The sequence below is a fragment of the Chryseobacterium sp. NG-CE01 genome, from assembly GCF_055695505.1.
Window position 1 is genome coordinate 3,316,604 of sequence record NZ_CM146369.1, and the last position, 22,510, is coordinate 3,339,113.

The 22,510-nt window shown below is 38.1% G+C and carries 21 protein-coding genes; 10 read left to right on the forward strand and 11 right to left on the reverse strand.

Features of this window, described 5'->3' with window-relative positions:
- Positions 1-7 precede the first annotated feature (7 nt).
- Both ACYT6F_RS15445 and ACYT6F_RS15450 read right to left on the reverse strand, forming a co-directional pair.
- Complete coding sequence (locus ACYT6F_RS15445) at positions 8-454, reverse strand: peptidylprolyl isomerase (RefSeq protein ID WP_472598522.1); 447 nt, start codon at positions 452-454, stop codon at positions 8-10.
- A 37-nt stretch (positions 455-491) separates the two neighbouring features.
- Entirely contained in the window at positions 492-1,526 is a 1,035-nt protein-coding gene (locus ACYT6F_RS15450; RefSeq protein WP_472598523.1) for an aldehyde dehydrogenase family protein, read from the reverse strand.
- Positions 1,527-1,585: 59 nt separating this feature from the next.
- On the opposite strand from ACYT6F_RS15450, the gene ACYT6F_RS15455 reads away from it, so the two are divergent.
- The 8 genes from ACYT6F_RS15455 (at position 1,586) to ACYT6F_RS15490 (ending at position 9,484) form a co-directional block, all read left to right on the forward strand.
- The gene (locus tag ACYT6F_RS15455; protein ID WP_169230412.1) at positions 1,586-1,936 is read left to right on the forward strand and encodes a 4Fe-4S binding protein; all 351 of its coding nucleotides are present in this window, start codon (positions 1,586-1,588) and stop codon (positions 1,934-1,936) included.
- Positions 1,937-2,048: 112 nt separating this feature from the next.
- Positions 2,049-3,113, forward strand: a complete 1,065-nt coding sequence (serC, locus tag ACYT6F_RS15460) for a 3-phosphoserine/phosphohydroxythreonine transaminase (protein WP_472598524.1) — start codon at positions 2,049-2,051, stop codon at positions 3,111-3,113.
- Between the two features lie 122 nt (positions 3,114-3,235).
- Complete coding sequence (locus ACYT6F_RS15465; protein ID WP_472598525.1) at positions 3,236-4,198, forward strand: D-2-hydroxyacid dehydrogenase; 963 nt, start codon at positions 3,236-3,238, stop codon at positions 4,196-4,198.
- Between the two features lie 3 nt (positions 4,199-4,201).
- Entirely contained in the window at positions 4,202-5,446 is a 1,245-nt protein-coding gene (locus tag ACYT6F_RS15470) for a DUF1015 domain-containing protein (protein ID WP_169230409.1), read from the forward strand.
- A gap of 53 nt (positions 5,447-5,499) precedes the next feature.
- On the forward strand, positions 5,500-6,906 hold the full coding sequence (locus ACYT6F_RS15475; RefSeq protein ID WP_472598526.1) for a M28 family peptidase: 1,407 nt from the start codon (positions 5,500-5,502) through the stop codon (positions 6,904-6,906).
- Positions 6,907-7,036: 130 nt separating this feature from the next.
- Positions 7,037-7,501, forward strand: a complete 465-nt coding sequence (locus ACYT6F_RS15480; protein ID WP_472598527.1) for a hypothetical protein — start codon at positions 7,037-7,039, stop codon at positions 7,499-7,501.
- 336 nt (positions 7,502-7,837) lie between these two features.
- On the forward strand, positions 7,838-9,193 hold the full coding sequence (locus ACYT6F_RS15485; RefSeq protein WP_472598528.1) for a M20/M25/M40 family metallo-hydrolase: 1,356 nt from the start codon (positions 7,838-7,840) through the stop codon (positions 9,191-9,193).
- A gap of 36 nt (positions 9,194-9,229) precedes the next feature.
- Complete coding sequence (locus ACYT6F_RS15490; RefSeq protein WP_472598529.1) at positions 9,230-9,484, forward strand: hypothetical protein; 255 nt, start codon at positions 9,230-9,232, stop codon at positions 9,482-9,484.
- 835 nt (positions 9,485-10,319) lie between these two features.
- On the opposite strand, the gene ACYT6F_RS15495 is transcribed toward ACYT6F_RS15490, so the two are convergent.
- The 6 genes from ACYT6F_RS15495 to ACYT6F_RS15520 form a co-directional block, all read right to left on the reverse strand.
- The gene (locus ACYT6F_RS15495) at positions 10,320-11,483 is read right to left on the reverse strand and encodes an aspartyl protease family protein (RefSeq protein WP_472598530.1); all 1,164 of its coding nucleotides are present in this window, start codon (positions 11,481-11,483) and stop codon (positions 10,320-10,322) included.
- A 72-nt stretch (positions 11,484-11,555) separates the two neighbouring features.
- Complete coding sequence (locus ACYT6F_RS15500; RefSeq protein WP_472598531.1) at positions 11,556-13,562, reverse strand: AAA family ATPase; 2,007 nt, start codon at positions 13,560-13,562, stop codon at positions 11,556-11,558.
- A gap of 127 nt (positions 13,563-13,689) precedes the next feature.
- Positions 13,690-14,265: a hypothetical protein gene (locus ACYT6F_RS15505; RefSeq protein WP_472598532.1), complete on the reverse strand. Its 576-nt coding sequence runs from the start codon at positions 14,263-14,265 to the stop codon at positions 13,690-13,692.
- A 357-nt stretch (positions 14,266-14,622) separates the two neighbouring features.
- On the reverse strand, positions 14,623-15,660 hold the full coding sequence (locus ACYT6F_RS15510) for a peptidylprolyl isomerase (RefSeq protein WP_472598533.1): 1,038 nt from the start codon (positions 15,658-15,660) through the stop codon (positions 14,623-14,625).
- 81 nt (positions 15,661-15,741) lie between these two features.
- Complete coding sequence (locus ACYT6F_RS15515; protein WP_472598534.1) at positions 15,742-16,251, reverse strand: FKBP-type peptidyl-prolyl cis-trans isomerase; 510 nt, start codon at positions 16,249-16,251, stop codon at positions 15,742-15,744.
- 430 nt (positions 16,252-16,681) lie between these two features.
- Complete coding sequence (locus ACYT6F_RS15520) at positions 16,682-17,752, reverse strand: branched-chain amino acid aminotransferase (protein ID WP_472598535.1); 1,071 nt, start codon at positions 17,750-17,752, stop codon at positions 16,682-16,684.
- 84 nt (positions 17,753-17,836) lie between these two features.
- Here ACYT6F_RS15520 and mnmC2 point away from each other — a divergent pair, with 84 nt between their 5' ends.
- Positions 17,837-18,511, forward strand: a complete 675-nt coding sequence (gene mnmC2 / locus ACYT6F_RS15525; protein WP_472598536.1) for a tRNA (5-methylaminomethyl-2-thiouridine)(34)-methyltransferase MnmC2 — start codon at positions 17,837-17,839, stop codon at positions 18,509-18,511.
- A gap of 100 nt (positions 18,512-18,611) precedes the next feature.
- On the opposite strand, the gene ACYT6F_RS15530 is transcribed toward mnmC2, so the two are convergent.
- The 3 genes from ACYT6F_RS15530 to egtD are packed head-to-tail and all read right to left on the reverse strand — an operon-like array spanning position 18,612 to position 21,278.
- Positions 18,612-19,097, reverse strand: a complete 486-nt coding sequence (locus ACYT6F_RS15530) for a DUF4385 domain-containing protein (RefSeq protein WP_472598537.1) — start codon at positions 19,095-19,097, stop codon at positions 18,612-18,614.
- A gap of 4 nt (positions 19,098-19,101) precedes the next feature.
- A complete protein-coding gene (egtB, locus tag ACYT6F_RS15535) occupies positions 19,102-20,274 on the reverse strand; it encodes an ergothioneine biosynthesis protein EgtB (protein ID WP_472598538.1) in 1,173 nt (390 codons plus the stop codon).
- Between the two features lie 11 nt (positions 20,275-20,285).
- Entirely contained in the window at positions 20,286-21,278 is a 993-nt protein-coding gene (egtD, locus tag ACYT6F_RS15540) for an L-histidine N(alpha)-methyltransferase (protein ID WP_472598539.1), read from the reverse strand.
- A gap of 219 nt (positions 21,279-21,497) precedes the next feature.
- On the opposite strand from egtD, the gene ACYT6F_RS15545 reads away from it, so the two are divergent.
- On the forward strand, positions 21,498-22,502 hold the full coding sequence (locus ACYT6F_RS15545) for an SDR family oxidoreductase (protein WP_472598540.1): 1,005 nt from the start codon (positions 21,498-21,500) through the stop codon (positions 22,500-22,502).
- The last annotated feature ends 8 nt before the right edge of the window (positions 22,503-22,510 follow it).

Below are 22,510 nucleotides of genomic sequence, written 5' to 3' on the forward strand. Positions count from 1 at the left end.
TTATAATTTATTTGCTGTATTCAGGTTTTACCCCAAGAATCTTTCCGTCATTCTCAAAAACTACGTTAATAATATCACGCGGCGGATTTTGTTGATCATCGGCATATTTGTATTGAATGATCGGATAGGTTTCATTTTCATACAGTTTCTGGTACCCAGATTTATATACGTCCATTTTTCGGTCAAAACTGATACCTCCTGATAATTTTGTAACAATATCGTCAGACATATAATATTTGATTTTATCGGAAACCAAGGTTTTAACTTTTTCTTTATCCGAAGCTTTCAGAGCAGCAACAAAGTTTATAAAATTCTTATTGTACAAATGAACTTTATCGCTGCTTAATTCCGATGTAAGCTCTATCTTCTTGCTTTCAACAACTTTAATTTTACTTTCCTGGGAAATTGCTAACTGAAAAGCAAAAAACGCACCTATTAAAAGTATTTTTTTCATGTGAATCTATGATTGGTTGACAGCAAGATACGAAGAATTATATTACTGATAAAAATTTCATCGTATCAACATTGTCGGCATACGTACTAAGACCCGGATTTTGAGCTTCACCCAAAGCTACGGAGTCTAAACCTAATTCTTTTTTCGCCACAACACACTGAATATTTTCTTCATTCTCAGCAATAAAATCCTTTACTTCATCCAAAGAAGAATACCTGCTGAAATTAATAACCGAAAGCGGACTGAACAGCTTATCGTCTTCTTTCAGCATCACAAAATTATTATCCCAGAATTTTTCCTGGTTTAAAAGATAAACTGCTCTGTTGTAATCGTAGTTATTCGCATATTTATTATGATTGATAATATCCTGGAAACCAATGAAGCTTTCAAAAATCCTGTCAATAACATAATCCTGCGGAATAAAAAGCCGGGTTACGTTTCTGCAGCCCAAGCCAAAATACCTGAAAATATCTTCAGCTAAAAGTTTCAGTTCATCCTCCGTTTCATCACCTTTGATCACAGCAACAGACGTTCTGTTCTTCCTGATGATATGAAGATGATTCTTAAAGTAATACTCGAGGTATCTTGCCGTATTGTTGCTTCCCGTAGCAATTACCGCTTCAAAATTCTCCAGCCTTTCCACAAATTCAAAGGTTACATTTCCATCGGAAAACTCACTCCATTTTTTAAGTAAAAAAGGAATCATGTAGCGGTCTTTGGAAGACAGCTTAATTACAGGAATATGATTGCTCAACACAACGGAAATTACATCATGAAACCCTACCAAAGGAATATTACCGGCAAGGATAAGCCCTACTCTTTTGGATATTTTGGAAATGGAATATTCTTGAAGCCAGCTGTTTATATTTTCCTCCGTCAGCAGATCGGCCCACTGCTGAAGAGCAAATTTCTGGTTTTCAACCGTAAACCACGGGTTCTCAATTTCAGACTTCTTTATCAAAAGTTCAAAATCAACATCATTTTCATTATAATTTTCAGAATTTTTTGATAAAAATGCTTTTATATAATCACTAAGCCTTGTAAGTCCTAAAACTTGATTTTCAATATTCATAAGTACTGTAAAATTGGGGAATATTTTGTAATTTTGTGCAAATTTAAAAAAAATTAGCGATGGCTATTAAAATAACTGATGAATGCATTAATTGCGGGGCATGCGAACCAGAATGTCCAAATAATGCAATTTATGAAGGAGCAGTAGATTGGAAAGCTTCAGAAGGTACCGAACTGAAAGGTACTGTAACATTAACCTCAGGCCTAACGGTAGATGCAGATGCACCGCAGGAGCCGGTAAGCGACGATGTATATTTCATTGTAACAGACAAATGTACCGAGTGCAAAGGCTTCCACGAGGAGCCACAGTGCGCCGCCGTATGTCCGGTAGACTGCTGTGTTCCGGATGAAGATCACGTAGAGTCTGAAGAAGAACTGCTTAACAAAAAAGCATTTTTACACGGAGAATAAAAACTGCCGTCTCATTCATCATGAGACGGTTTTTTATATAAATAAACCCTATCAATAAACTATAAATGAAGCCGTAAGAAAAGTCTTTTGCGGCAGCCAAAAAATAAACAATATGAGCAAAAAACACAACTTTAGCGCAGGACCATGCATTCTACCACAGGAAGTTTTCGAAAAATCTGCACAGGCCATTCTAGACTTTAACGGAATCGGTTTGTCTCTTCTGGAAATATCCCACAGAAGCAAAGATTTTGTAGCGGTAATGGATGAAGCCCGCGCCATCGTAAAAAGACTGATGAATCTTGGCGATGATTATGAAGTATTGTATTTAGGGGGCGGAGCAAGCCTTCAGTTTGCTATGGTTCCGTACAACCTGATGAAAGTGGGCGGAAAGGCAGCCTATCTTGATACCGGAACCTGGGCTGCGGGAGCCATTAAAGAAGCCAAAAAAGTAGGAACTGTAGACGTAGTAGGATCTTCAAAAGAAGAAAACTACTCCTTCATTCCGAAAGACTATAAAGTAGGATCGGAATACGATTATTTCCACTGCACGTCCAATAATACCATCTACGGAACCCAGATGAAATCTTTCCCGGAAGTAGACACACTGATGGTTTGTGACATGAGCTCAGATATTTTCTCAAGACAGTTGGATTTCTCAAAATTTGATCTAATCTACGCCGGAGCGCAGAAAAACATGGGACCTGCAGGAGTAACACTTGTTGTCATTAAAAAAGAAATTTTAGGTAAAACAGGAAGAGAAAACATGTTCTCAATTCTGGATTATTCCCAGCATATCGCAAAAGAATCAATGTACAATACGCCACCGGTTTTCCCGGTATACGCTTCTTTACTGACATTACAATATCTTGAACAAAACGGAGGAATTGCAGGAGCAGAATCACGAAACGAAGCAAAAGCCAAACTATTATACGATGAAATAGACAACAATCCGTTGTTTGAATCATTCTGTGCAAAAGAAGACCGTTCCCTGATGAATGTGTCTTTCAGAATTACTGATGAAAACAAAAAAGAAGAATTCGACAGTGCATGGAAAGCTGCAGGAATCAGCGGACTGAACGGCCACAGAAGCCTTGGAGGTTACAGAGCGAGCCTTTATAATGCTTTGCCTATAGAAAGCGTTCAGGTATTGATAGATGTAATGAAATCGTTCAGGTAACTGACAGAGTAAAAATTCAGAGATTAAAAGATGAGTATCATTATTTTAAATTTTCTTAATTTGCGAGCCGATTTAGAATTTTTAAATACTTTAATTTTTTAAATCTTAAATCAATAAAAATCATGAAAGTTTTAGCTAACGACGGTATTTCCAAAGCGGGTGAACAGGCATTGAAAGATGCGGGAATTGAAATTCTGGACAACAGGGTTGCCCAGGATCATGTCATCAATTTCATCAACGAAAACAAGGTAGATGTTCTGCTCGTAAGAAGCGCAACCAAAGTAAGACAGGATCTTATAGACGCCTGTCCTGGACTTAAAATTATCGGTCGCGGCGGTATCGGGATGGATAATATCGACGTGGAATATGCCATCGACAAAGGGATTCATGTCATCAATACACCCACTGCTTCATCAAAATCTGTTGCAGAGCTGGTGTTTGCCCATTTTTTCTCGCTGGCAAGGTTTCTTCACGAATCCAACAGGCTGATGCCCCTGGAAGGAGAAACCCACTTCAATGCGATGAAAAAATCCTTCAGCAAAGCTTATGAACTTTCAGGAAAAACATTAGGAGTAATAGGCTTCGGAAGCATCGGTCAGGAAGTTGTTAAAATGGGAATTTCTTTGGGAATGAAAGTTGTCGTTCTCACAAGAAAATCTAAAACGAAAGTTCTTACGCTTGAATTTTTTGACGGTCAGACTTTAAATTTTGAAATTACTTCTACCAACGATATGGATGCTTTCCTTAAAGAAGCAGACTTTATCAGCATCAATACTCCGAAAACCAATGAATATATCATAGACACGCCCCAGTTTGAAAAAATGAAAGACGGAGTTTATATAGTAAACACTGCAAGAGGCGGTGTCATCAATGAAGTATCCCTGATCGATTTTATTGAATCGGGTAAAGTAGCCGGCGCGGCATTGGATGTTTTTGAAAAAGAACCCACTCCGGAAGTGCTTCTGCTGATGAACCCTGCCCTGTCGCTTTCGCCTCATGTTGGCGGAAACACCGTAGATGCCCAGGAAAAAATTGGGGTAGAGCTTGCAGAACAAATTATCAAGATAAAAGAAACTATACAATAAAATATGCCTGTTTTTAAACCATTTCGCGGAATAAGACCTCATAAAGACTATGAGAGTACTTTCCCTACTCATCCTCTCGATAACTTCACCCAGGAAGAGATAGCGGAAAAAGCTCAAGTTGAAGATACTTACATCAATATGATAAAACCTTATGTTGTAAGCAAATCTAAAGATATTGATAGGAATTTAAGAAAAATCCGTTCTACTTTTGAAGAGCTGATGGATGAGAATAAACTCGTTCAGGACAACTCGGCCTACTATCTTTATGAGCAGATCTATCCCAATAAACAGGTTTTCAGGGGACTTTTAGGCCTTGCAAGTATCGAAGACTTCTGGAACGGGAAAATCAAAAGGCACGAAAGTACCATTCCGCAGAAAAAAGAAAAGCTTGCTCATTATCTTGAAAAAGTAAATCTGCAGGCAGAACCGGTTTTACTAACCTACCCTGCCAATTCCAAGATAGAACTTCTCATGAATCATGAGGAAAAAAACGTTCCGATCTTTAATCATGTTGATACAAAAGGAATCAGGCACAAAATCTGGAGAATCGACAACCGTCTCAAATTGCAGCAGTTTAAAGAGGTGATTGATCAGATTGATGCTTTTTACATTGCAGACGGACATCACAGAATAGGTTCTACGGCACTCAATGCCAAACATCAGAAAGACAAAAACAAAAGACATAACGGAACAGAACTTTACAACTTTGTATACAGCTTTATCGTCTCTAACCAGTCGATTAAAATTCACGACTATAACAGGATCTTAACGGATCTCAACGGATTATCAACCGAAGAATTCCTAAAAGAGCTGGAAACCTATTTTCTCATCCACGAAAAAGGAGAAGCCCCTTATTTCCCTTCGCAAAAGTTTCACATTTCGATGTACATGGACGGTAAATTCTACTCGCTTCACGTAAAGCACGATCTTCGTTCCCAGGAAATGTCGCTTGACAATCTGGACCATCATCTTCTGGATAAATATGTTTTCAAGAATATTTTAAAAATAGAAGATCCGGACAGTTCTGAAAAAATAGACTACATCAAAGGAACTTCCAATATCGAGGGTATCAATCATCTTAAAGAAAAAATAGACAGCGGTGACGGCCAGGTCGGATTCGGGATTTATCCTGTAAGTTTTAACGACATGATTAAAATTTCGGACCTGAAGCTGAGCATGCCTCCGAAATGTACATTCATTGAGCCTAAATTGGTTACGGCACTTCTGATGTACGATATGAAACAGTAAATAGTAACTAATTTTTCCTTACTTTTAGCATGGAAAAAGAAAGGTAAAAATAAATGAAAAAAATCTTCATTATCCTTCCACTCTTTTTGGGTGGATTTTTATTTTCTCAGAAAAAGCCGGTAAAAAAGCCGGCACGGAAAACCGCCGTCACCCAGAAGCTCAACTATCATGATGAGTTTAAAAAGATTTCCGATGAAATCATGACGAACGGAACCGCGTATAACAATCTGGGTGAACTTACCAAAGGAATTGGCCCTCGTTTCAGTGCTTCCCTCGGATATATGAAAGCTGTGGAATGGGCAGAAAAAAAGCTGAAGGAAATAGGTGTGGAAATGATATGGAGACAGGAAGCCAAAGCTCCGGTATGGATAAGAGGAAGAGAATCCCTGCAGATAAAAGCCGGAAACGGAGAATGGAAAAACATCAGGATGCTGTCCTTCGGAAACTCGGAAGGCACAGGCGGAAAAGATCTTACCGGTGAAATCGTATTGATCGGCAGTACTTCCGAGCTTAATGCCATGTCGGTAGGCCAGCTGAAAGATAAAATTGTTTTTGTTAATCTTCCTATGGATCCGAAGATCATCAATACCAGCGATTCTTATCTGATTACCGCAAAGTCTAAGCTCATCTCCCCTTCCGTTATTGCCAAAACAGGAGCAAAAGCTTTAATTATACGATCATTAACCACGGCCAATGATGATACACCGCATGCCAAGATGATCTATTATGAACCGGATGATAAGGTAAAGATTCCGGCCATGACCATCGGGGCAAGATCGGCAGATGAACTTGAAAAAATGCTGAAAAAGCAGAAGGTTACCGCTAAGATCAATATGACCGCAGAATCGAAAGGTGAAACTACCAATCCCAATATCATCGCTGAAATTCCCGGAAAAAAAGATGCGAAGGTAATCGTTCTGGGTGCCCAGTTAGACTCCTGGGATTTTGGCGAAGGCGCTACCGATGACGGAACCGGCGTTGTACAGTGTATAGAAGTCCTGAGAACCATTAAAGCTCTTGGTATTGAAAATAACCATACCATCAGGGTCGTATTGTACGCCAACAGTGAAAACGGCGGACAGGGCCGGGAAATGTATGCAGCCTATGTGAAAAAGAAAGACGAAAAACATATTTTCGCTCTCGGAACGGATGCAGGAGGTTATTCCCCGAGAGGATTCTCCCTGGATATGGCACCCCAGAGAAGGCGGCAGATCTTCGAGTGGAAAAACTATTTCCTTCCTTACGGCGTATATGATTTTGACCAGACGGAAGCCATCCAGGATATTTCTCCGTTGAAAAAGCTTGATATTCCGCTGGCTGAGCTGGTGGTGGATACGCAGAGATATTTTGATTACCATCATTCCGTGGAAGATACTTTTGATAAAGTCAACAAAAGAGAACTTCTTCTTGGCGCAGTTGCCATGACGCAAATGATCTTTATGATCGATAACAACTGGTAACAGTGAAATAAAATTGTATTTCAGTGCTAAGTTAACGCCTTTGTTTACCTTAAGAAATATATCATTTTAATTTAAAAAAAACATTGTATAGCTTTGCGTTTTACAAAAATAACCACCATAAAAATAGTATATGGAAATCATCAAACCCGATTTGAAACCCGAACTTCTTACCGATACTAAAACCAAAGCACTCTATGATCAGCTTCAACAGCTGGTGAATGAGCTGGGCAAAAAGAAAATTTCAGCCCAAACTATTGAGAAGATTAACCGTGAAACGGCATTAATCAATTCTACCACTTTACGTGACAAAGATTTATACAAAATGCTGAAACAAAAACAAAACGACCTCATAAAACTCCTTGAAAAAGAACATAAGATCGTCCCTAAAAACTATTACCGCAATTTGTGGATGGCTGTTGGAATGGGCGCATTCGGACTGCCGATTGGTGTTGCATTCGGGCTGCTTATGCATAATATCGCATTGTTAAGCATCGGATTACCTATCGGGTTGGGCGTTGGTGTTTTGGTTGGTAGTTCTCTGGATAAAAAAGCGGAAGCGGAAGGAAGAAAGCTGGATGTTGAAATTAAAGCTTAACATGAAAGGCAGCATCAATTAACATTAAGAAGCATCAAATTTTACTACGTAATTTTTAGTTTTATTCTTTAAATTTCTCAATTAAATAAACTTTGTTTATTCTTCAATTTAACATTAAGAATTCAGTCATTAAGTTGAAATGAATTAAGAACCAATTAATTCTTTTTCTATTAAGTTTTTTAAGACAACCCACTTAACTTTCTTAATGTTAAATATAAATTATAATGTAAGCATGCTAAAGCAATTAATGAGTTTAATAAATTAATTTTAATTATTATATCCTTCTTTCACTGAGAAGTTACCCATCAAACCAGTTATAATTAGTATTGAAAATACATGAAAAATATTTTAAGCACCCTGCTTTTAGCGGGAAGCATCGCTGTTTCTGCACAGGCAAAAGAAGACTCCATACAGTTTGCAAAAATTTCCAAAGAAATTTTAAATAAAGGAAAAGCATACAACGACCTCCGTGAGCTTACGAAAAATATCGGTCACCGTTTAAGCGGTTCAGAATCCTACGAAAAGGCAGTACAATGGTCTGCACAGAAACTTCGGGAAGCGGGAGCCGATAAAGTCTGGCTGCAGGAGGTGACGATCCCGGTCTGGGTGAGAGGTAAGGAATCTTTACAAATCAAAACAGCAAAAGGAAACTGGAAAAGCTTAAAAATGCTTTCCCTGGGGAATTCTGAAGGAACCGGCGGAAAAGATGTCAGCGGCGAGATTATCATGGTACGTTCCATGGAAGAATATGACAAGCTTTCTCCGGACCAGGTGAAGAATAAGATCGTTTTCTTCAACTATCCCTTCAGCCAGTCGTATATTGAAACATTCAGAGGATACAGTGACGCTGCAAAATACAGAACGACGGCAGCTTCGCTAACTGCAAAAAAAGGCGGAAAGTTTGCCATTATCCGTTCGCTTTCATCCGCATTTGACGATGTTCCGCATACAGGGGCGATGCGTTATGCAGATGACAAAAAGATTCCTGCCGTTGCTATCGGAAGCACCACTGCAGATGAACTTTCCGAACTGCTGCAATCCCAAAAAGTTGTGGCAAAGCTTAATTCCAACTGCGGGATGAAAGGCGAAAAGCTTTCCCACTCCGTGATCGGGGAAATTACAGGCAAGAAAGATAAAAGCGTCATCGTCGTAGGCGGACACCTTGATTCCTGGGATGTAGGTGAAGGCGCACATGACGACGGCGCCGGAATCGTTCAGAGCATTGAGGTGCTGAGAACTTTTAAAAACTTAGGGATTAAAAATAATCATACCATCAGGGTTGTATGTTTTGCCAACGAAGAAAACGGCGTAAAAGGAGGTGTTCAATACGGAAAAACAGCCAAAGAAAACAATGAGAAGCATCTTTTTGCCATAGAATCTGATGCGGGCGGATTTACGCCAAGAGGGATTTCCCTGGATATGGACCAGGAAAAAAGAAAGCAGATCCAAAGCTGGTCGGATCTCTTTTTACCCTACGGAATTTATGACTTTAAAAACACCTATTCCGGGACGGATTTGTATCCGCTTCACGATATGGGCATTCCTGCCGCAGAGCTGGTTCCGGATTCGCAGCGGTATTTTGATATCCATCACACCGAAGAGGATACTTTTGAAAAAGTGAACCGAAGAGAGCTCCTGCTGGGAGCCATGGCCATGACCCAGCTTATTTATATGATCGATAAAAACTGGTAGATATAACTAGCCGTTCTTTTTAAGAGCGGTTTTTTTATGAGTGATTTCTTACCATACTTTCCCGAAAACCCGTCGCACCCTAGTAATGAACTTTCGGGTGTTCCCGAAAGGCTGCTGCACCCTGCAGGAAGCTTTCGGGAACACCCGAAAGGTTGTCGCACCCCTGCAGGAAGCTTTCCGGTAACCGGGAAAGTTCCACGCACCCCTGCAAAGACTTTTCCGGGAGCCGGGAAAGGCTGTCGCACCCCTGCAACAAACTTTCCGGCACAACTTGCTTTTTACTCCCTATAAACAACAATATATTGTTAAACAATGAAATATTGTATTAATGTTTTTGTGTTGATTTGATGAAGCGCACGATCTATCTGTGTAATCTGTGTAATCTGCGGGAGAATTAAAAAAGCTGATTACTATTATTTACATTAACGCTACGTTCGCAAGGCAATGTTTATTGTTTGTTAATTTACGTTCGCAAGGGCACTCCGTTCAGCAAGTGATAGCAACGTCTAATTTAAATTTATAATTTTCTTAAAGCACATTTATCATTTGCTGAGTGAAACGCCTTTGCGAGCGGAAATATGCGCAATATTTTATTAAATAGCCAAGCGTTCTTTGCGCTAAAAATAAAAGCTTTTTTAATTTTTAACGCTACGTTCGCAAGGGCACTCTGTTCAGCAAATATAACAACGTCTAATTTAATTGTAAATATCTTGGAACACATCTATCATTTGCTGAGTGAAACGCCTTTGCGAGCGGAGATATGCGTAATATTTTATTAAATAACCAAGCGTTCTTTGCGTTAAAAATAAAAGCTTTTTTAATTTTTAACGCTACGTACGCAAGGAAATGTTTTATTGTTTGTGTATTATCGAGCGCAAGGGCACTCTGTTCAGCAAGTGACAGCAACGTCTAATTTCAATTTATAATTTTCTTAAAGCACATTTATCATTTACTGAATGGAACGTCTTTGCGAACGGAATAATCGAAATATTTAATTAAATAGCCAAGCGTTCTTTGCGCTAAAAATTAAAAAAATCAATTTGTTTCTCCCGCTGATTAAGCAGATTTATGGTAGGATAAAACTGTTCCGATTATTGTAAGCATGGTTAGAAATACAACAACACAATTACTTCAGATATACCTTCTTATTCAGCTGTACATCAATTGTTTCCCCACCTCGCTTAATCTTTAACTTGAGACTAGTAAGATCTTTCTCCACACGGTTGACAAAGTAATGACAGGTAGTATCTTTGTCAAGATTCTGAAAAGATATCCCGTTCATACTGATGATCGCATCCCCTATTTTCAACGGAAAATTTTCTTCTTCGAAAATGAAAGTAACCATGGCACTGCCGTTGACAAACCGATAACTGAAACCGAATGATTCGAGAATAGAGGGACTTTTGGCGATTCTTTTCATGTAAACTTTACTGTTTTTCCAGTCGAGGACGAAGGTAAAGTCGTTGAAAAATTCATTGCCGATGAGATCGGTTTTTCCTGTACCGATCTTTTGATCCTGAAACAGGGTATTTCCCATCTTCAGGGAATTGGCACGGAAAATATATCCCGCTGCCGGAGTAGCGGTCCCGAAAGCACCCGTCGTACGCGTTCCGAAAGTTTTTATGATATGCTGAACCGTTTTTGGATCAATGGTATCATCAGAGACCTCCAATCTGCCGGAAAACCCGGTGTCGAAAGTTATTTTTATGTCTTTGTTAAAAAGTGATGCCGTGACAACAGGTGTTTTTTGCGGCTGACTTTCAAAAGGAATCACAACATCGAAATTTTTTATGTCAAAATTTGAAAGGTCTTCGGAAGCTTCTAATATATTTTGGGAATAGTTGACTTTCCAGAAGAGTTTAGCCATCTGATTGGCGCCGATAATGCCATCCACTTTCAGGCAGCCCAGCTCCGCCGAGTTAAGATCAAGAACAATAGCGCCTACGTTTTTGAAAACAAGGTTGTCCACTTTCATTTCCGGAAGTTCGGTAAAGATCTGCTGCTGCACCTTTTCATCCGAATCTTTAATGGATCTTTTGTATTTCCTGCGTAGATTAAGCTCTTTGTAAATCGCCTGGGAAATAACCGTCGGCGCCCCGGAATCGAAAATGAAGTTGTAAGTTTTCCCGCTGATGTTCACCTTTACAAACGGCAGGTTGTTTTCATATCTCAGGCTGACTTTTTCAACAGCCTGCTGCAGCTGCACCTCCCCTTTTTCAAAAAAGTTTTTCCCCTGCCCGAAAACCGTAACCGCTGAGAATAGAAAAAAAGTGTAAAGGATTTTTGTCATTGGCTTATTTTATGGCTAAAATAAGGTTTTTTGTGGGGATGGTGGTCAATCACGAAACAATAAATATAAATTTTAAAAACTTACTATCTTGTCGAAAACTTCAACAGTATCCATGTGAACAAAAGGAAAACATTTTGCAATAATTTTTGTAAGTTCTTCTTGCAAAGCTCCTTCCTTTTTGTATTTATTTAGAGCAGTAAAAACTAATTTTAATCTTTTTTCAAGATCATGTCCCTGAAATTCTAAATACCAAACTGGAAGCTCTAACTCAGTACCATTATAATATTTTACTTTTCTTAGTTCATGTTTTGTACTATCTGACATTGGAAATCTTTCATAAAACTTATTAAAAAACCATTCAATTGCCTTATAACATAATTTTTGATTAAATCCTAGATTATACTGATTATATGTATTTACAATCTCTAATTCATTATGTATGTTTTGTGCTTCGATTGTCATTAAAAGCATAACTATATATATAGGATCATAAACATAATTTTCTAAACTATACCGATGACCTTCACCATGAACTTTAATAAAATCAAAATCGTTATTTTCCTTATCCCAATCTATTATCCCATAAAAAGAGTTGTTCTCTGAGTTTCTTATTGCATTAACGGTTCTGATCACTTGAACACTATTTCCTTTTCCGTAATCATTAGAGACAAAATATAATTTAAAAGGATATGGCTTATTTTGAGATAATACGTCAAAAATACTATGATAATAATACTGATCTGTCGGACTTTCTACAAATACTTGTTTATGATTTTTGTAATCTATGCTTAATGTGGGAATAAAACTTGTTAACATTTTCAACGCTTCATCTTTGCTAATCTTTTTCAAGAAAGTATCATTAAAATTTGATATTTGAAAAATATTATCTTCATCTACAAGGGCAATAGTTGAAGGACTATGAGTTGTTACGATGACATTTATTCCAAATTTATTAACAAAAACATTTTTTAATATATTAATTAGCAAATATGACATTTCAGGATGAAGATGTGCATCAGGTTCATCTAAAAGAACTAAATCTGGAAATATTAAGTTATCTCCATGGTAACTTATACTAAAAAGTTTTAGAATTAAGGCTATAATAATTTTTTCACCCGAGGATAAGTCCATAAATGGAATTTCTTCATCATTTGATCGTTTTAAGAAACTAAAATTTAAATCTTGATCATTCCTAAATTCTTCTTTATTGATTTCTTTGAAATAAAAGTCTATACCGTTTTCAGCAAAAATTTTATTTATAACATACCAAGGAGGTGTAAAAGTTTTAGTAAATTCTGTGTCGGAAATTGAATTATTTTCAACACCGTCTTCATTTTTATAAAACCAATTCTTTCTATTAATATCTCTCCTTTTTGCATAATTATAAAAAATATTCTCAATATTCGAATTAAACAAGTCATTATCATCGATAAGTATATCGTCTAATGAAGCATTGAAAAAATCTTTTTCTGTCAAATTAGTAATATCCTTATTTAAATTTGATGATAGATTTTTTATAAAACCAAATAGTGCTTGCTCTTTTATATTGAATTCTATATTTTTAAGAGTATTTACTTCATCTTGTTTAGTAATCTTAAAATTTTTATCAATATTACCAAATCGATTGATTGTATAATTTTCTTTCAATAATTGTAAATATTCATTAGAATTAGACAATAGTTCTGTATCTTGTTTTATATCTAACGAATTTTTTAACAGAACGTTTACTTGATTTTGTAAATTATTATCGAATATAAATTTCTTTAATTTAAATTTATAAGGAAAATTTTTGGAGAATTCATAATAGTTAAACCTCATACGTACAATATTTTGCCAATTTTCATGAGAGAAACTATTCAAATTACCTTTGACAATTTTTTCATAAACGACTTTACCCATAGGAGGTGAAACATTTATGAAACTGCCAAATTTATACGGTTCTTGAAATTTACTATCTATAAGATCTAATAATTGTGACTTTCCACTGCCATTTTTTCCAACAATAACAGTGAACTTATTTAGCTCTTCACTTTCAAAAGGCTGTAAAGATTTATAAGTTTTATTTAAATTTATTTTCATATAATTTTAAAATAGTAATCTATTAAAAATAATATTAATATTCATTACGGCTTTCCGTATTTTCCCTGAATTTTTTCAACAAAAAAAGCCATCCCAACGGACAGCTTTATATAATATTTAAAAATTTCTATATTTTATCCAGCACCTTTTTCGGAAGCACTTTTACCAATTGCGGCTTGTATTCCTTTTCAACAATCACAAACTTCCAGGATTTCCGGTCTTTGGAAACGGCGCAGGCTCTCATCGCTGCATTGATGGTATACGTTCCTTCCTTCGACAGGTATTGTACATTGTTTTTGCCGTACCTTTTTTCCAGCATGGTATTGAGCTGCTTTTTCATGTCGTCATTCATAGAAGACATATTACATTTCATGGTAAAATAATAGTGGGCAATGGAGAAGTATTCGCCGTTGATGAGTTCCGGTTTTTCAATATTCCCGAATTTCAGGTTGCTGACTTCAATCTTCATGAAGGGATTGTTGTACGTCATGTTCAGGATCTGGGTCATCTGATCTTTCGGGACTACGGTAAAAAATTTGGGATAAATGCAGTTCACAGACTTATCGATCTGTTTTGCTTTAATGGTATTGACAAAATACGTCAGTGATTTTTTGATGGCTGCATCGTCGGGATTGGTTTTTGTCTTATCAAATGAAAGAAATGACAACAGGACGAACAGGAAAAGAAGTGATCTGGTTTTCATAATGTATTATTGCTTTTGTACGTCAGTTCGGGTGTTTTTCTATTGAATGAAGAAAATGATCAGGAACTTTATATTAATAAACTTCTCGATACGATTTTTCAAAATCTACTCAAAGTGACGGAATATTTTGCTTAATCTGTCGCGGGATTCTGGGAGATCGTTACAAAAGAATTGATTATACTTCTTACCTAAGAATATTTCGTGATGCAATGGAAAAAATGCATTGAGAACTTTTTATATGACTATGCTTCTCGATACGATTTTTTCAAAATCTACTCCAAGTGAGGGTGTATTTACATGAAGCGAAACAGAAAAGCCATCCTTTCGGACGGCTTTACATTATATTATCAGATCTGATTATTTTACTTTTACCAGCTCAACATCGAAGATCAGCCATGCATTTGGCGGGATTACCCCTCCTGCACCTCTTTCTCCGTAGCCCATTGCCGGCGGAATCAATAACGTAGCGGTTTCGCCTTCTTTTAACAAAAGAATTCCCTCATCCCATCCTTTGATTACTCTTCCCATCCCGATCGGAATTTCAATCGGTTCATTTCTTTTGAATGAAGAATCGAATTCGGAACCGTCAACCAATTTTCCGGCATAGTGTACGGAAACATTATCACCGGCTTTCGGAGCTTTCCCATCGGTAGTTTTGGTGATTTTATAATACAGCCCGGATTCGGTTTTCTGCATTCCGGCTTTCATATCTTCCACCATTTTCTCCTGGTTAGCTTTGAATTCTTCTTCTTTCTTCTTCTTATCAGCTTCTTCCTTCGCTAAAAATGCTTTGTTGTTTTCAGCGATTTTTGCTTTCCCTTCCGTGAAAGTTTTTGCAGCATCGTAGTTCTTATACTCGTCTCCTTTGCTGAAAACAGAAACTTTCTCTAATACGATGTCCGTTTTCGGTTTATCCTGAGGTCCTTTTTCTACATTGACAATCGCGTCGATTACATCTTCTCCTTTTACCACTTTTCCAAAGATGGTGTGTCTTCCGTCTAACCATGGTGTAGCCACTTCAGTGATGAAGAACTGTGAACCGTTGGTATTCGGTCCTGAATTGGCCATAGAAAGGATTCCTTTTCCGGTATGTTTAAGATCGTTTCTTTCGTCTTCAAATTTATATCCGGGATCTCCCATTCCTGTTCCCTGAGGATCTCCTCCCTGGATCATAAAATCTTTGATCACTCTGTGGAAAATCGTTCCGTCATAGTAAGGAACTCCTTTAGCTTTTGCCTTGTTGTCGATTTTCCCTTCTGCAAGACCAATAAAATTAGCTACAGTTACAGGTGCTTTCTTATCTTCAAGTTTCACGATCATATTTCCTTTCGTCGTCTGAAGATTTGCATAAAGTCCGTCATTAAGACCTTCGTAAGTTTCTTTGTCTACGTTCATTTTTTTATAAATTGGTGTACAACTCATGAGCGAAATGCTTGCCGCTGCCAGAATTATATTCTTGTTAAACAATTTCATTGATTATAATGCTTTTAATTTGATGATTAACGGGATATCATTATCGATTTTCTTCTCATCACCATACGTACCGTAGGCAAGAGCGGAAGGAACCAAAAGCGTAACTTCTTCCCCATCATGGATAAAACGCAGCGCATCTTCCACTGCTTTCAGCTCATCAAAGTGTCCGAATCTGGCATCTCTTCTCTGTACCGGCTGGTCGTAGATTTTAGTCTGATCAAAATCATAAAGATCGTACGAATAGGAAATAAAGGAATCATCCTGTCTTCTCTGTCTCTGATCGAATCCCTGAACATTTACCCAGTAATTCAGCTGGGTAGGATAATATTTTACAGGCTGTCCGTTGATCCATTCCTGGATGTGGTATCTTTCCTGGCTGTTAAGGTTTTTCATCCTTTGCTTGGACACGTCAAGATCATTCTTGCTGAGCACGCCGCCAACGGGTGGATGGGTCTGCGTATTCTTACTGCAGCTGAATAAACCGAGAACCGATATGAAGAGTATTTTTTTCATAAACTTTTGCGAAAATACACATTTCGGAAATGATTAACAAAACTTGTAAAGTAAAGTTTGAAGATTTCACAAATACTGACTAAGAATTCCTGAAGTTTTAATTGATGAATTGCTGTTGGATTTTTATCAGGAGCTTTTTCACGCTTTCCGCACTCGCTATTTTTGAGGGTTTCGGCGCGGCGGCTTCGCCGCGCCGAAACCCTCAAAAATGAGCTCAGACAATTGCTGCAATCGTGGCTAGAAAAGGTGAGTGGTCAATCGTTCATACACTTTGCCTGTCGTCCTGAAAGGATCTAAAGTAAAGGCATTTATAAACCACGTTGAGATGCTTACAGCATGACAAACTTGGTGGAAAAATTGTGGAAATATTAAAGCATATAAAAGCAAAAAAGCCGGGAAATCCCGGCTTTATTTATGTTCAGTTTAAAAATTAAACAGTTTCCAAAACATGGTCTACCTGCACTCTCCATCCGAAAGGATCTTCTGCAAGGTTGCTCTGAATATCAACAAGATCTTTTTTAAGAGCCACAGCATAGCTTTCTTCATCAGAAAGTCTCGGTAATTCAAGCTTTTCACCGTTGTATCCTAACGCTTCGAAAACCGTTGTTACCACTGCTGTTCCTACGCCCCAAACTTCTTTCAGGGTTCCGTTCTTCTGAGCTTCAATAACATCTGTTACTTTAATAGGCTCTATTTTCACCTTAATTCCCTTCTTTCTGGCCAGCTGAATAAAACTGTCTCTGGTAACTCCGTCCAGGATTTTTTCTGAAGTCGGCGGCGTGTAGATGGTATCGTTGATTCTTACGAAAACATTCATCGTTCCGCTTTCCTCGAAATATTCGTGAGTAGCGTCATCTGTCCAGATGATCTGCTCATATCCTTCTTCAATCGCAAGCTGTGTAGGATAAAAAGAAGCTGCATAGTTTCCAGCTGCTTTTGCAGAACCTACCCCGCCGCTTGCCGCTCTTGAATAATGGTCTGAAATTTTCACGGAAACCGGTGCTGTATAGTAGCTTTTTGCCGGTGTCGCTACGATAGCAAACATATACTTATTGGCTACTCTTGCTTTTAATGCTTCTTCAGTAGCGAAGATCAAAGGTCTGATGTATAAGGACATTCCTTCTCCTGAAGGAATCCAGTCTCTGTCAATATCAACCAACGCTTTCAGTCCGTCAAGAAACATTTCTTCCGTAACTTCCGGCATGGCAAGACGTTTTGCCGACTTATTGATACGTTCAAAATTCTTTTCAGGCCTGAAAAGGAAAACCTGTCCGTCTTTGTCTTTATAGGCTTTCATGCCTTCAAAACAAGCTTGTCCGTAGTTTACACCCATCATAGCAGGAGTAAACATCAAAGGACCATAAGGAACCAATTTTACATCACCCCACTTCCCATCTTCATACTCACAGATGATCATATGATCAATAAAAGTATTACCGAAAGAAAAATTGTTTGGGTCGAATGTAGAAATCCGGGAGTTTTCAGTTTTTTGAATTATCATTTCTAAAATTTTTTATGATGTTCTACAAATTTAACATAATTTTCTAAATATAAAAATTTTAGAGTAATTTTGTAAAAAAATAGTTTGAAAAGAGAAATTAAGACCACAAACGACGGTAGTAAAACATTATTTATCAATGATTTAAATGAAAACTACCATTCACACCACGGTGCGCTTCAGGAAGCAGAACATGTGTTTATCAAAAACGGATTAAATCTGGTAAATGATTATGAAATTAATATTTTAGAACTCGGTTTTGGAACAGGTTTGAATGTTTTGGTAACAATTAATGAATATTTAAAAACTGACAAAAATCATATCATCAATTATTTTACGCTCGAAAAATATCCCATAAATGAATCTGAAATTAACGATTTGGCCTATTTTGAGCTTTTTGATAACCCGGAATTCAAAAATATTTATCATAAAATTCATGAGGCCGAGTGGGAAAAACAGACTGAAATTATTAAAGGTTTTACGCTAAAAAAAATAGAATGTGATTTTTTCGACCTGAAAAACACAGACTTACCGAAAATCAACCTTGTATATTTCGATTGCTTCGGGGCAAGAGTACAGCCTGATCTCTGGGAAAAACCCCTGTTTGAAATGGTTTCTGACAAAATGGCGGTTAACGGTTTATTAACAACCTATTCATCCAAAGGAAGTGTAAGAAGAATTCTTCAGGAACTGGATTTTGACGTGGAAAAAAAACAGGGTCCTCCGGGAAAAAGGGAAATGATCAATGCGGTTAAAAAATAAAATAATGTAACAGTGTAGCAATTGACCAATGTATAAATATTCGTAAAACAATCAGTCATTGGTACGCTGTTATACTGTTACATTGGTACATTCTATTTTATTACCCAAAATTCTCTTTCCAGTCTTTTTTCATTTGTGCATACTGGCCATCTGCTTCAGCTTCTTTCCATTTATTGAAAAAAATAGCTGCTGATTTTTCTTTTTCGGGGTCTCCGGTTCCGCGCTCTAAATTTTTATAATTGTTGTCTGCATCATATTTCCGGCCGCTTTTATAGTTGAAATACCGCCGTGCCCTGGTGAATCCCATCTGGAGGTATTTCCGGGCCATGTCGGCTCCCACGAAATCATCTTTAGTGAGATATTCTTTAAATAGCTGAAAGATTTTTTCCGAACTTTCTTTCGCAATATCAGCATTTTTAAAGCGCCAGTATTTTCCTATTTCAGATTTATAAGGCTCACAGATCAGCACACCCTGTTCTCCTTTTCCTACACGGTATTTTTCAGGTTGTTTTCTGTAGTCAATATCCGGTTTCCAGAAGTAACTGTCAGAGTCAAAATTAAGATAAGATGGTTTCTGGTTTTTCATTATTTTATTTTGCAAGCCTTATTCCCGTAAACTGCCATTTCAGATCCGGCTGGAAAAAATTCCGGTAGGTATTTCTGCTGTGTCCGGGCGGTGTAGCTACAGATGCTCCGCGCAAAACCATCTGGTTGACCATGAATTTACCGTTATATTCTCCTACGGCTCCCGGTTCTTTTTTAAAACCCGGATACGGAAGATAGGCACTGTTGGTCCATTCCCAGCGCTTTCCCCATGAGAACGCTGAGGAGGCTGCTTCCCATTCCTGCTCCGTGGGAAGGCGCATTGCTTTCCAGGCAGCATATGCGGAAGCTTCATAAAAATTAACATGACAAAGCTCTTCATTAAGATCAACTTCCTGAAGTCCGCCTAAACTATAATACATCCACGTTCCGTCTATTTTGTGCCAATACAAAGGAGAAAGCGCATTGTTTTCCTTTACCCAGCTCCAGCCGTCCGCATGCCAGTATCTGAAATCCGAGTAACCTCCTGCTTCCATGAATTCCAGATATTCTCCGTTGGTTACGAGCTGACTGGAAATTGCAAAATCATTCAGGTACACTTTATGTTTTGTCATCTCATTATCAAAGCAAAAGCCGGGTCCGTCGAAACCTATTTCGTAGATCCCTTCAGAAAAGCGAAGCATTCTTTTCTCTTTAACCGTTTTTTCAGCCTGCATACCGTCTTTTTTATAAGCAGGAAACAGCGGATTGTGGCCCAATATGTATTTGATATCCGTAATTAAAAGCTCCTGATGCTGCTGTTCGTGATTTAAACCTAATTCCAGAAGCGGTGCAATTGCGTCTTTCATGTAATGGCTGTCCAGAAATTCAGTCATTTTTTCATCTACATATTTCCTGTAGCGATAGACATCCGCAACGGAAGGCCTGCTCAGGTTTCCTCGGTCGGTACGGATCACTCTTGCACCAATGGTCTCGTAATAACTGTTAAATACAAAATTATACTGGGGATCAAAAACTTCATACGATGGAAAATTCGGGACCAAAATAAAGGTTTCGAAAAACCATGTTGTGTGGCCCAGATGCCACTTTGGCGGACTCACATCTACGATGGGCTGCACTACATAATCTTCAATTTCCAGAGGCCTGCAAATTTCTTCGGAACGTGCTCTTACATCCCGAAACTTTTTTACGAGGGATTTTGAATGGGTATTGATTTCCATATTATTTGTTTTTATTTATTTACCTTCCAGATGCTGTCTACAAACCAATCTTTGGAATCACTGATCGCTCCTGCTATGGAAAAGCCTGATTTTTCGGCAAGATCTTCTATATCTGATGTTGAAAATTTTTGCGAGACTTCCATATCAATAACCTCATTTTCAGCGAAATCAATAATTTCACCCGCAATTTTCAACTGCTGATCTTTAAGGCTTATCAAAAAACTTCTGCAGGCCCCCGTAACCGGGTCATAGGATTCGTAATGCTGAAACTGCTCAATATTAAAATTACCTCCGAGCTCCCGATTGATTCTTGACAAGAGATTAAGATTAAACGCAGCGGTAATTCCCGATTGGTCGCTGTATGCGTTGAGAACAGTGTAAGGATTTTTCTTTAGGTCAAAACCAATCAGCACGATATCTTCCCTGTTGAGAAGCTGATGCAAAGCAGCACAGAATTTCCCGGCCTCTTTTCTGGTCATGTTTCCGATGTTTCCGCCTAAAAACAAAATTACTTTTCTTTTTGATGAGAGCTTCATTGCTTTTTTCAGCATCTGGAAATACTCTCCTTCGAGGGTGGTAATATTGATGTCGGGAAGCTGTTTTTTCAGATTATTTTCCAGTACGGAAAGAATATTCCCTGATATATCGATCGGCATATAGGTAAAGTCACTTCCTTTTTCGCTAAGATATTTCAGCAGGTACGTCGATTTCAGTGCATCTCCTGCTCCAAGCTCAATCAGATCGAATGGTTCCTGATCTGCTTTTATTCCCTGTGCAAGTTCGGCAGTTTTATTTTTAAAAATATCAAGTTCACAGCGTGTAAGATAATATTCTGGCATCGCCATAATCTTCTGAAACAGCTCATCGCCTGTTTTATCGTAAAAATATTTTGAGGATAAATGTTTGGGATTGCTGTGAAGACCTGTAAGAACATCATTCAGAAAATGATCCGAATTATTTTTTTCACTTTTTTCTTTTGATTCTTTGGTTAATTGAAGGTTCATATGAGTTGTCATTTGGGTTGTAAAATTGAGCAACTATCTTGCCGCCATGATATAAATTTAATAAAATATTTCATTAAAAATGATGTAATTATAAGATAATCATAAAAATATAAATCTCAATTCCTGTTAAAAAACAAAAGTTTTTAAAGCTTGGAATATTCATTGCTATACATTGGTTACCTGGCTTCCACAGCCATACCACACCACAAATATTATATTATGGAAAAATCAATCACAAGAAGAAATGCGCTTGGTAAGATAGCGGCTACTGTTGCAGTTGCTGCCGTTTCGCCGGGAGTATTGGCACAATCTCAAAACCAGAAACCCCGGAATTCTACCGCTCCGGATCTCACAGATCCCACAACGAAGTATCCGAGGCCTCCTTTTAAAAGCCAGTCACAGCCTTTTCCAGGATTAGCCAGTAAAATGGATCCTGTTCCTGATCACGGAGAAAAAAGCTACGTAGGATCCGGAAGGCTGATGGGAAGAAAAGCGCTTATTACAGGCGGTGACTCCGGAATTGGCCGTGCTGCAGCCATTGCTTATGCACGAGAAGGAGCAGATGTTGCCATTAATTATTTACCGGAAGAAGAATCGGATGCGGCAGAAGTTATTGAACTGATTGAGAAAGCCGGACGTAAAGCTGTGGCAATCCCGGGCGATATCCGGGATGAATCTTTTTGTAAAAATCTTGTTTCACAAGCGGTACAGCAACTTGGCGGACTTGATATCCTTGTGAATAATGCAGGGCATCAGAAAACGCATGAATCTATTCTTGACATCAGCACTGAAGCATTCGAAAGAACCATGAAAACCAATATATACGCACCTTTCTGGATCACTAAAGCTGCACTGCCGCATTTAAAACCAGGTTCCTCTATTATCGGATTATCGTCGGTTCAGGCTTATGATCCTTCTGAAAATCTGTATGATTATGCACAGACGAAAGCCGCAACAACAAGTTATGTAAAATCGCTGGCTAAGCAACTCGGTCCGAAAGGAATACGGGTAAACGGTGTTGCACCGGGCCCGGTATGGACAGCGCTTGAGGTAAGCGGTGGCCAGACACAGGAAAATCTTGTAAAATTCGGAGCAGATACCCCGTTAGGAAGACCGGGACAGCCGGCAGAACTCGCCTCAATCTTTGTACAGCTCGCTGCCAATGATGCAAGCTTTTCTACAGGCCAGATTTATGGTGCTGCGGGAGGAAGCGGTCAGCCATAAGCACAATA

Excerpts from the sequence above, each read along its gene's own strand:
- ACYT6F_RS15475 (WP_472598526.1), top strand. The coding sequence starts at position 5,500 with ATGAAAAAAATCTTCATTATCCTTCCACTCTTTTTGGGTGGATTTTTA.
- ACYT6F_RS15515 (WP_472598534.1), bottom strand. The coding sequence starts at position 16,251 with ATGAAAAAAATACTCTTCATATCGGTTCTCGGTTTATTCAGCTGCAGT.
- ACYT6F_RS15450 (WP_472598523.1), bottom strand. The coding sequence starts at position 1,526 with ATGAATATTGAAAATCAAGTTTTAGGACTTACAAGGCTTAGTGATTAT.
- ACYT6F_RS15455 (WP_169230412.1), top strand. The coding sequence starts at position 1,586 with ATGGCTATTAAAATAACTGATGAATGCATTAATTGCGGGGCATGCGAA.
- ACYT6F_RS15530 (WP_472598537.1), bottom strand. The coding sequence starts at position 19,097 with ATGAAAAACCAGAAACCATCTTATCTTAATTTTGACTCTGACAGTTAC.
- ACYT6F_RS15510 (WP_472598533.1), bottom strand. The coding sequence starts at position 15,660 with ATGAACGTAGACAAAGAAACTTACGAAGGTCTTAATGACGGACTTTAT.
- ACYT6F_RS15470 (WP_169230409.1), top strand. The coding sequence starts at position 4,202 with ATGCCTGTTTTTAAACCATTTCGCGGAATAAGACCTCATAAAGACTAT.
- ACYT6F_RS15465 (WP_472598525.1), top strand. The coding sequence starts at position 3,236 with ATGAAAGTTTTAGCTAACGACGGTATTTCCAAAGCGGGTGAACAGGCA.
- ACYT6F_RS15480 (WP_472598527.1), top strand. The coding sequence starts at position 7,037 with ATGGAAATCATCAAACCCGATTTGAAACCCGAACTTCTTACCGATACT.
- ACYT6F_RS15505 (WP_472598532.1), bottom strand. The coding sequence starts at position 14,265 with ATGAAAACCAGATCACTTCTTTTCCTGTTCGTCCTGTTGTCATTTCTT.
- ACYT6F_RS15490 (WP_472598529.1), top strand. The coding sequence starts at position 9,230 with ATGAGTGATTTCTTACCATACTTTCCCGAAAACCCGTCGCACCCTAGT.
- serC (WP_472598524.1), top strand. The coding sequence starts at position 2,049 with ATGAGCAAAAAACACAACTTTAGCGCAGGACCATGCATTCTACCACAG.
- ACYT6F_RS15500 (WP_472598531.1), bottom strand. The coding sequence starts at position 13,562 with ATGAAAATAAATTTAAATAAAACTTATAAATCTTTACAGCCTTTTGAA.
- egtB (WP_472598538.1), bottom strand. The coding sequence starts at position 20,274 with ATGGAAATCAATACCCATTCAAAATCCCTCGTAAAAAAGTTTCGGGAT.
- ACYT6F_RS15520 (WP_472598535.1), bottom strand. The coding sequence starts at position 17,752 with ATGATAATTCAAAAAACTGAAAACTCCCGGATTTCTACATTCGACCCA.
- ACYT6F_RS15445 (WP_472598522.1), bottom strand. The coding sequence starts at position 454 with ATGAAAAAAATACTTTTAATAGGTGCGTTTTTTGCTTTTCAGTTAGCA.
- ACYT6F_RS15545 (WP_472598540.1), top strand. The coding sequence starts at position 21,498 with ATGGAAAAATCAATCACAAGAAGAAATGCGCTTGGTAAGATAGCGGCT.
- ACYT6F_RS15485 (WP_472598528.1), top strand. The coding sequence starts at position 7,838 with ATGAAAAATATTTTAAGCACCCTGCTTTTAGCGGGAAGCATCGCTGTT.
- egtD (WP_472598539.1), bottom strand. The coding sequence starts at position 21,278 with ATGAACCTTCAATTAACCAAAGAATCAAAAGAAAAAAGTGAAAAAAAT.
- ACYT6F_RS15495 (WP_472598530.1), bottom strand. The coding sequence starts at position 11,483 with ATGACAAAAATCCTTTACACTTTTTTTCTATTCTCAGCGGTTACGGTT.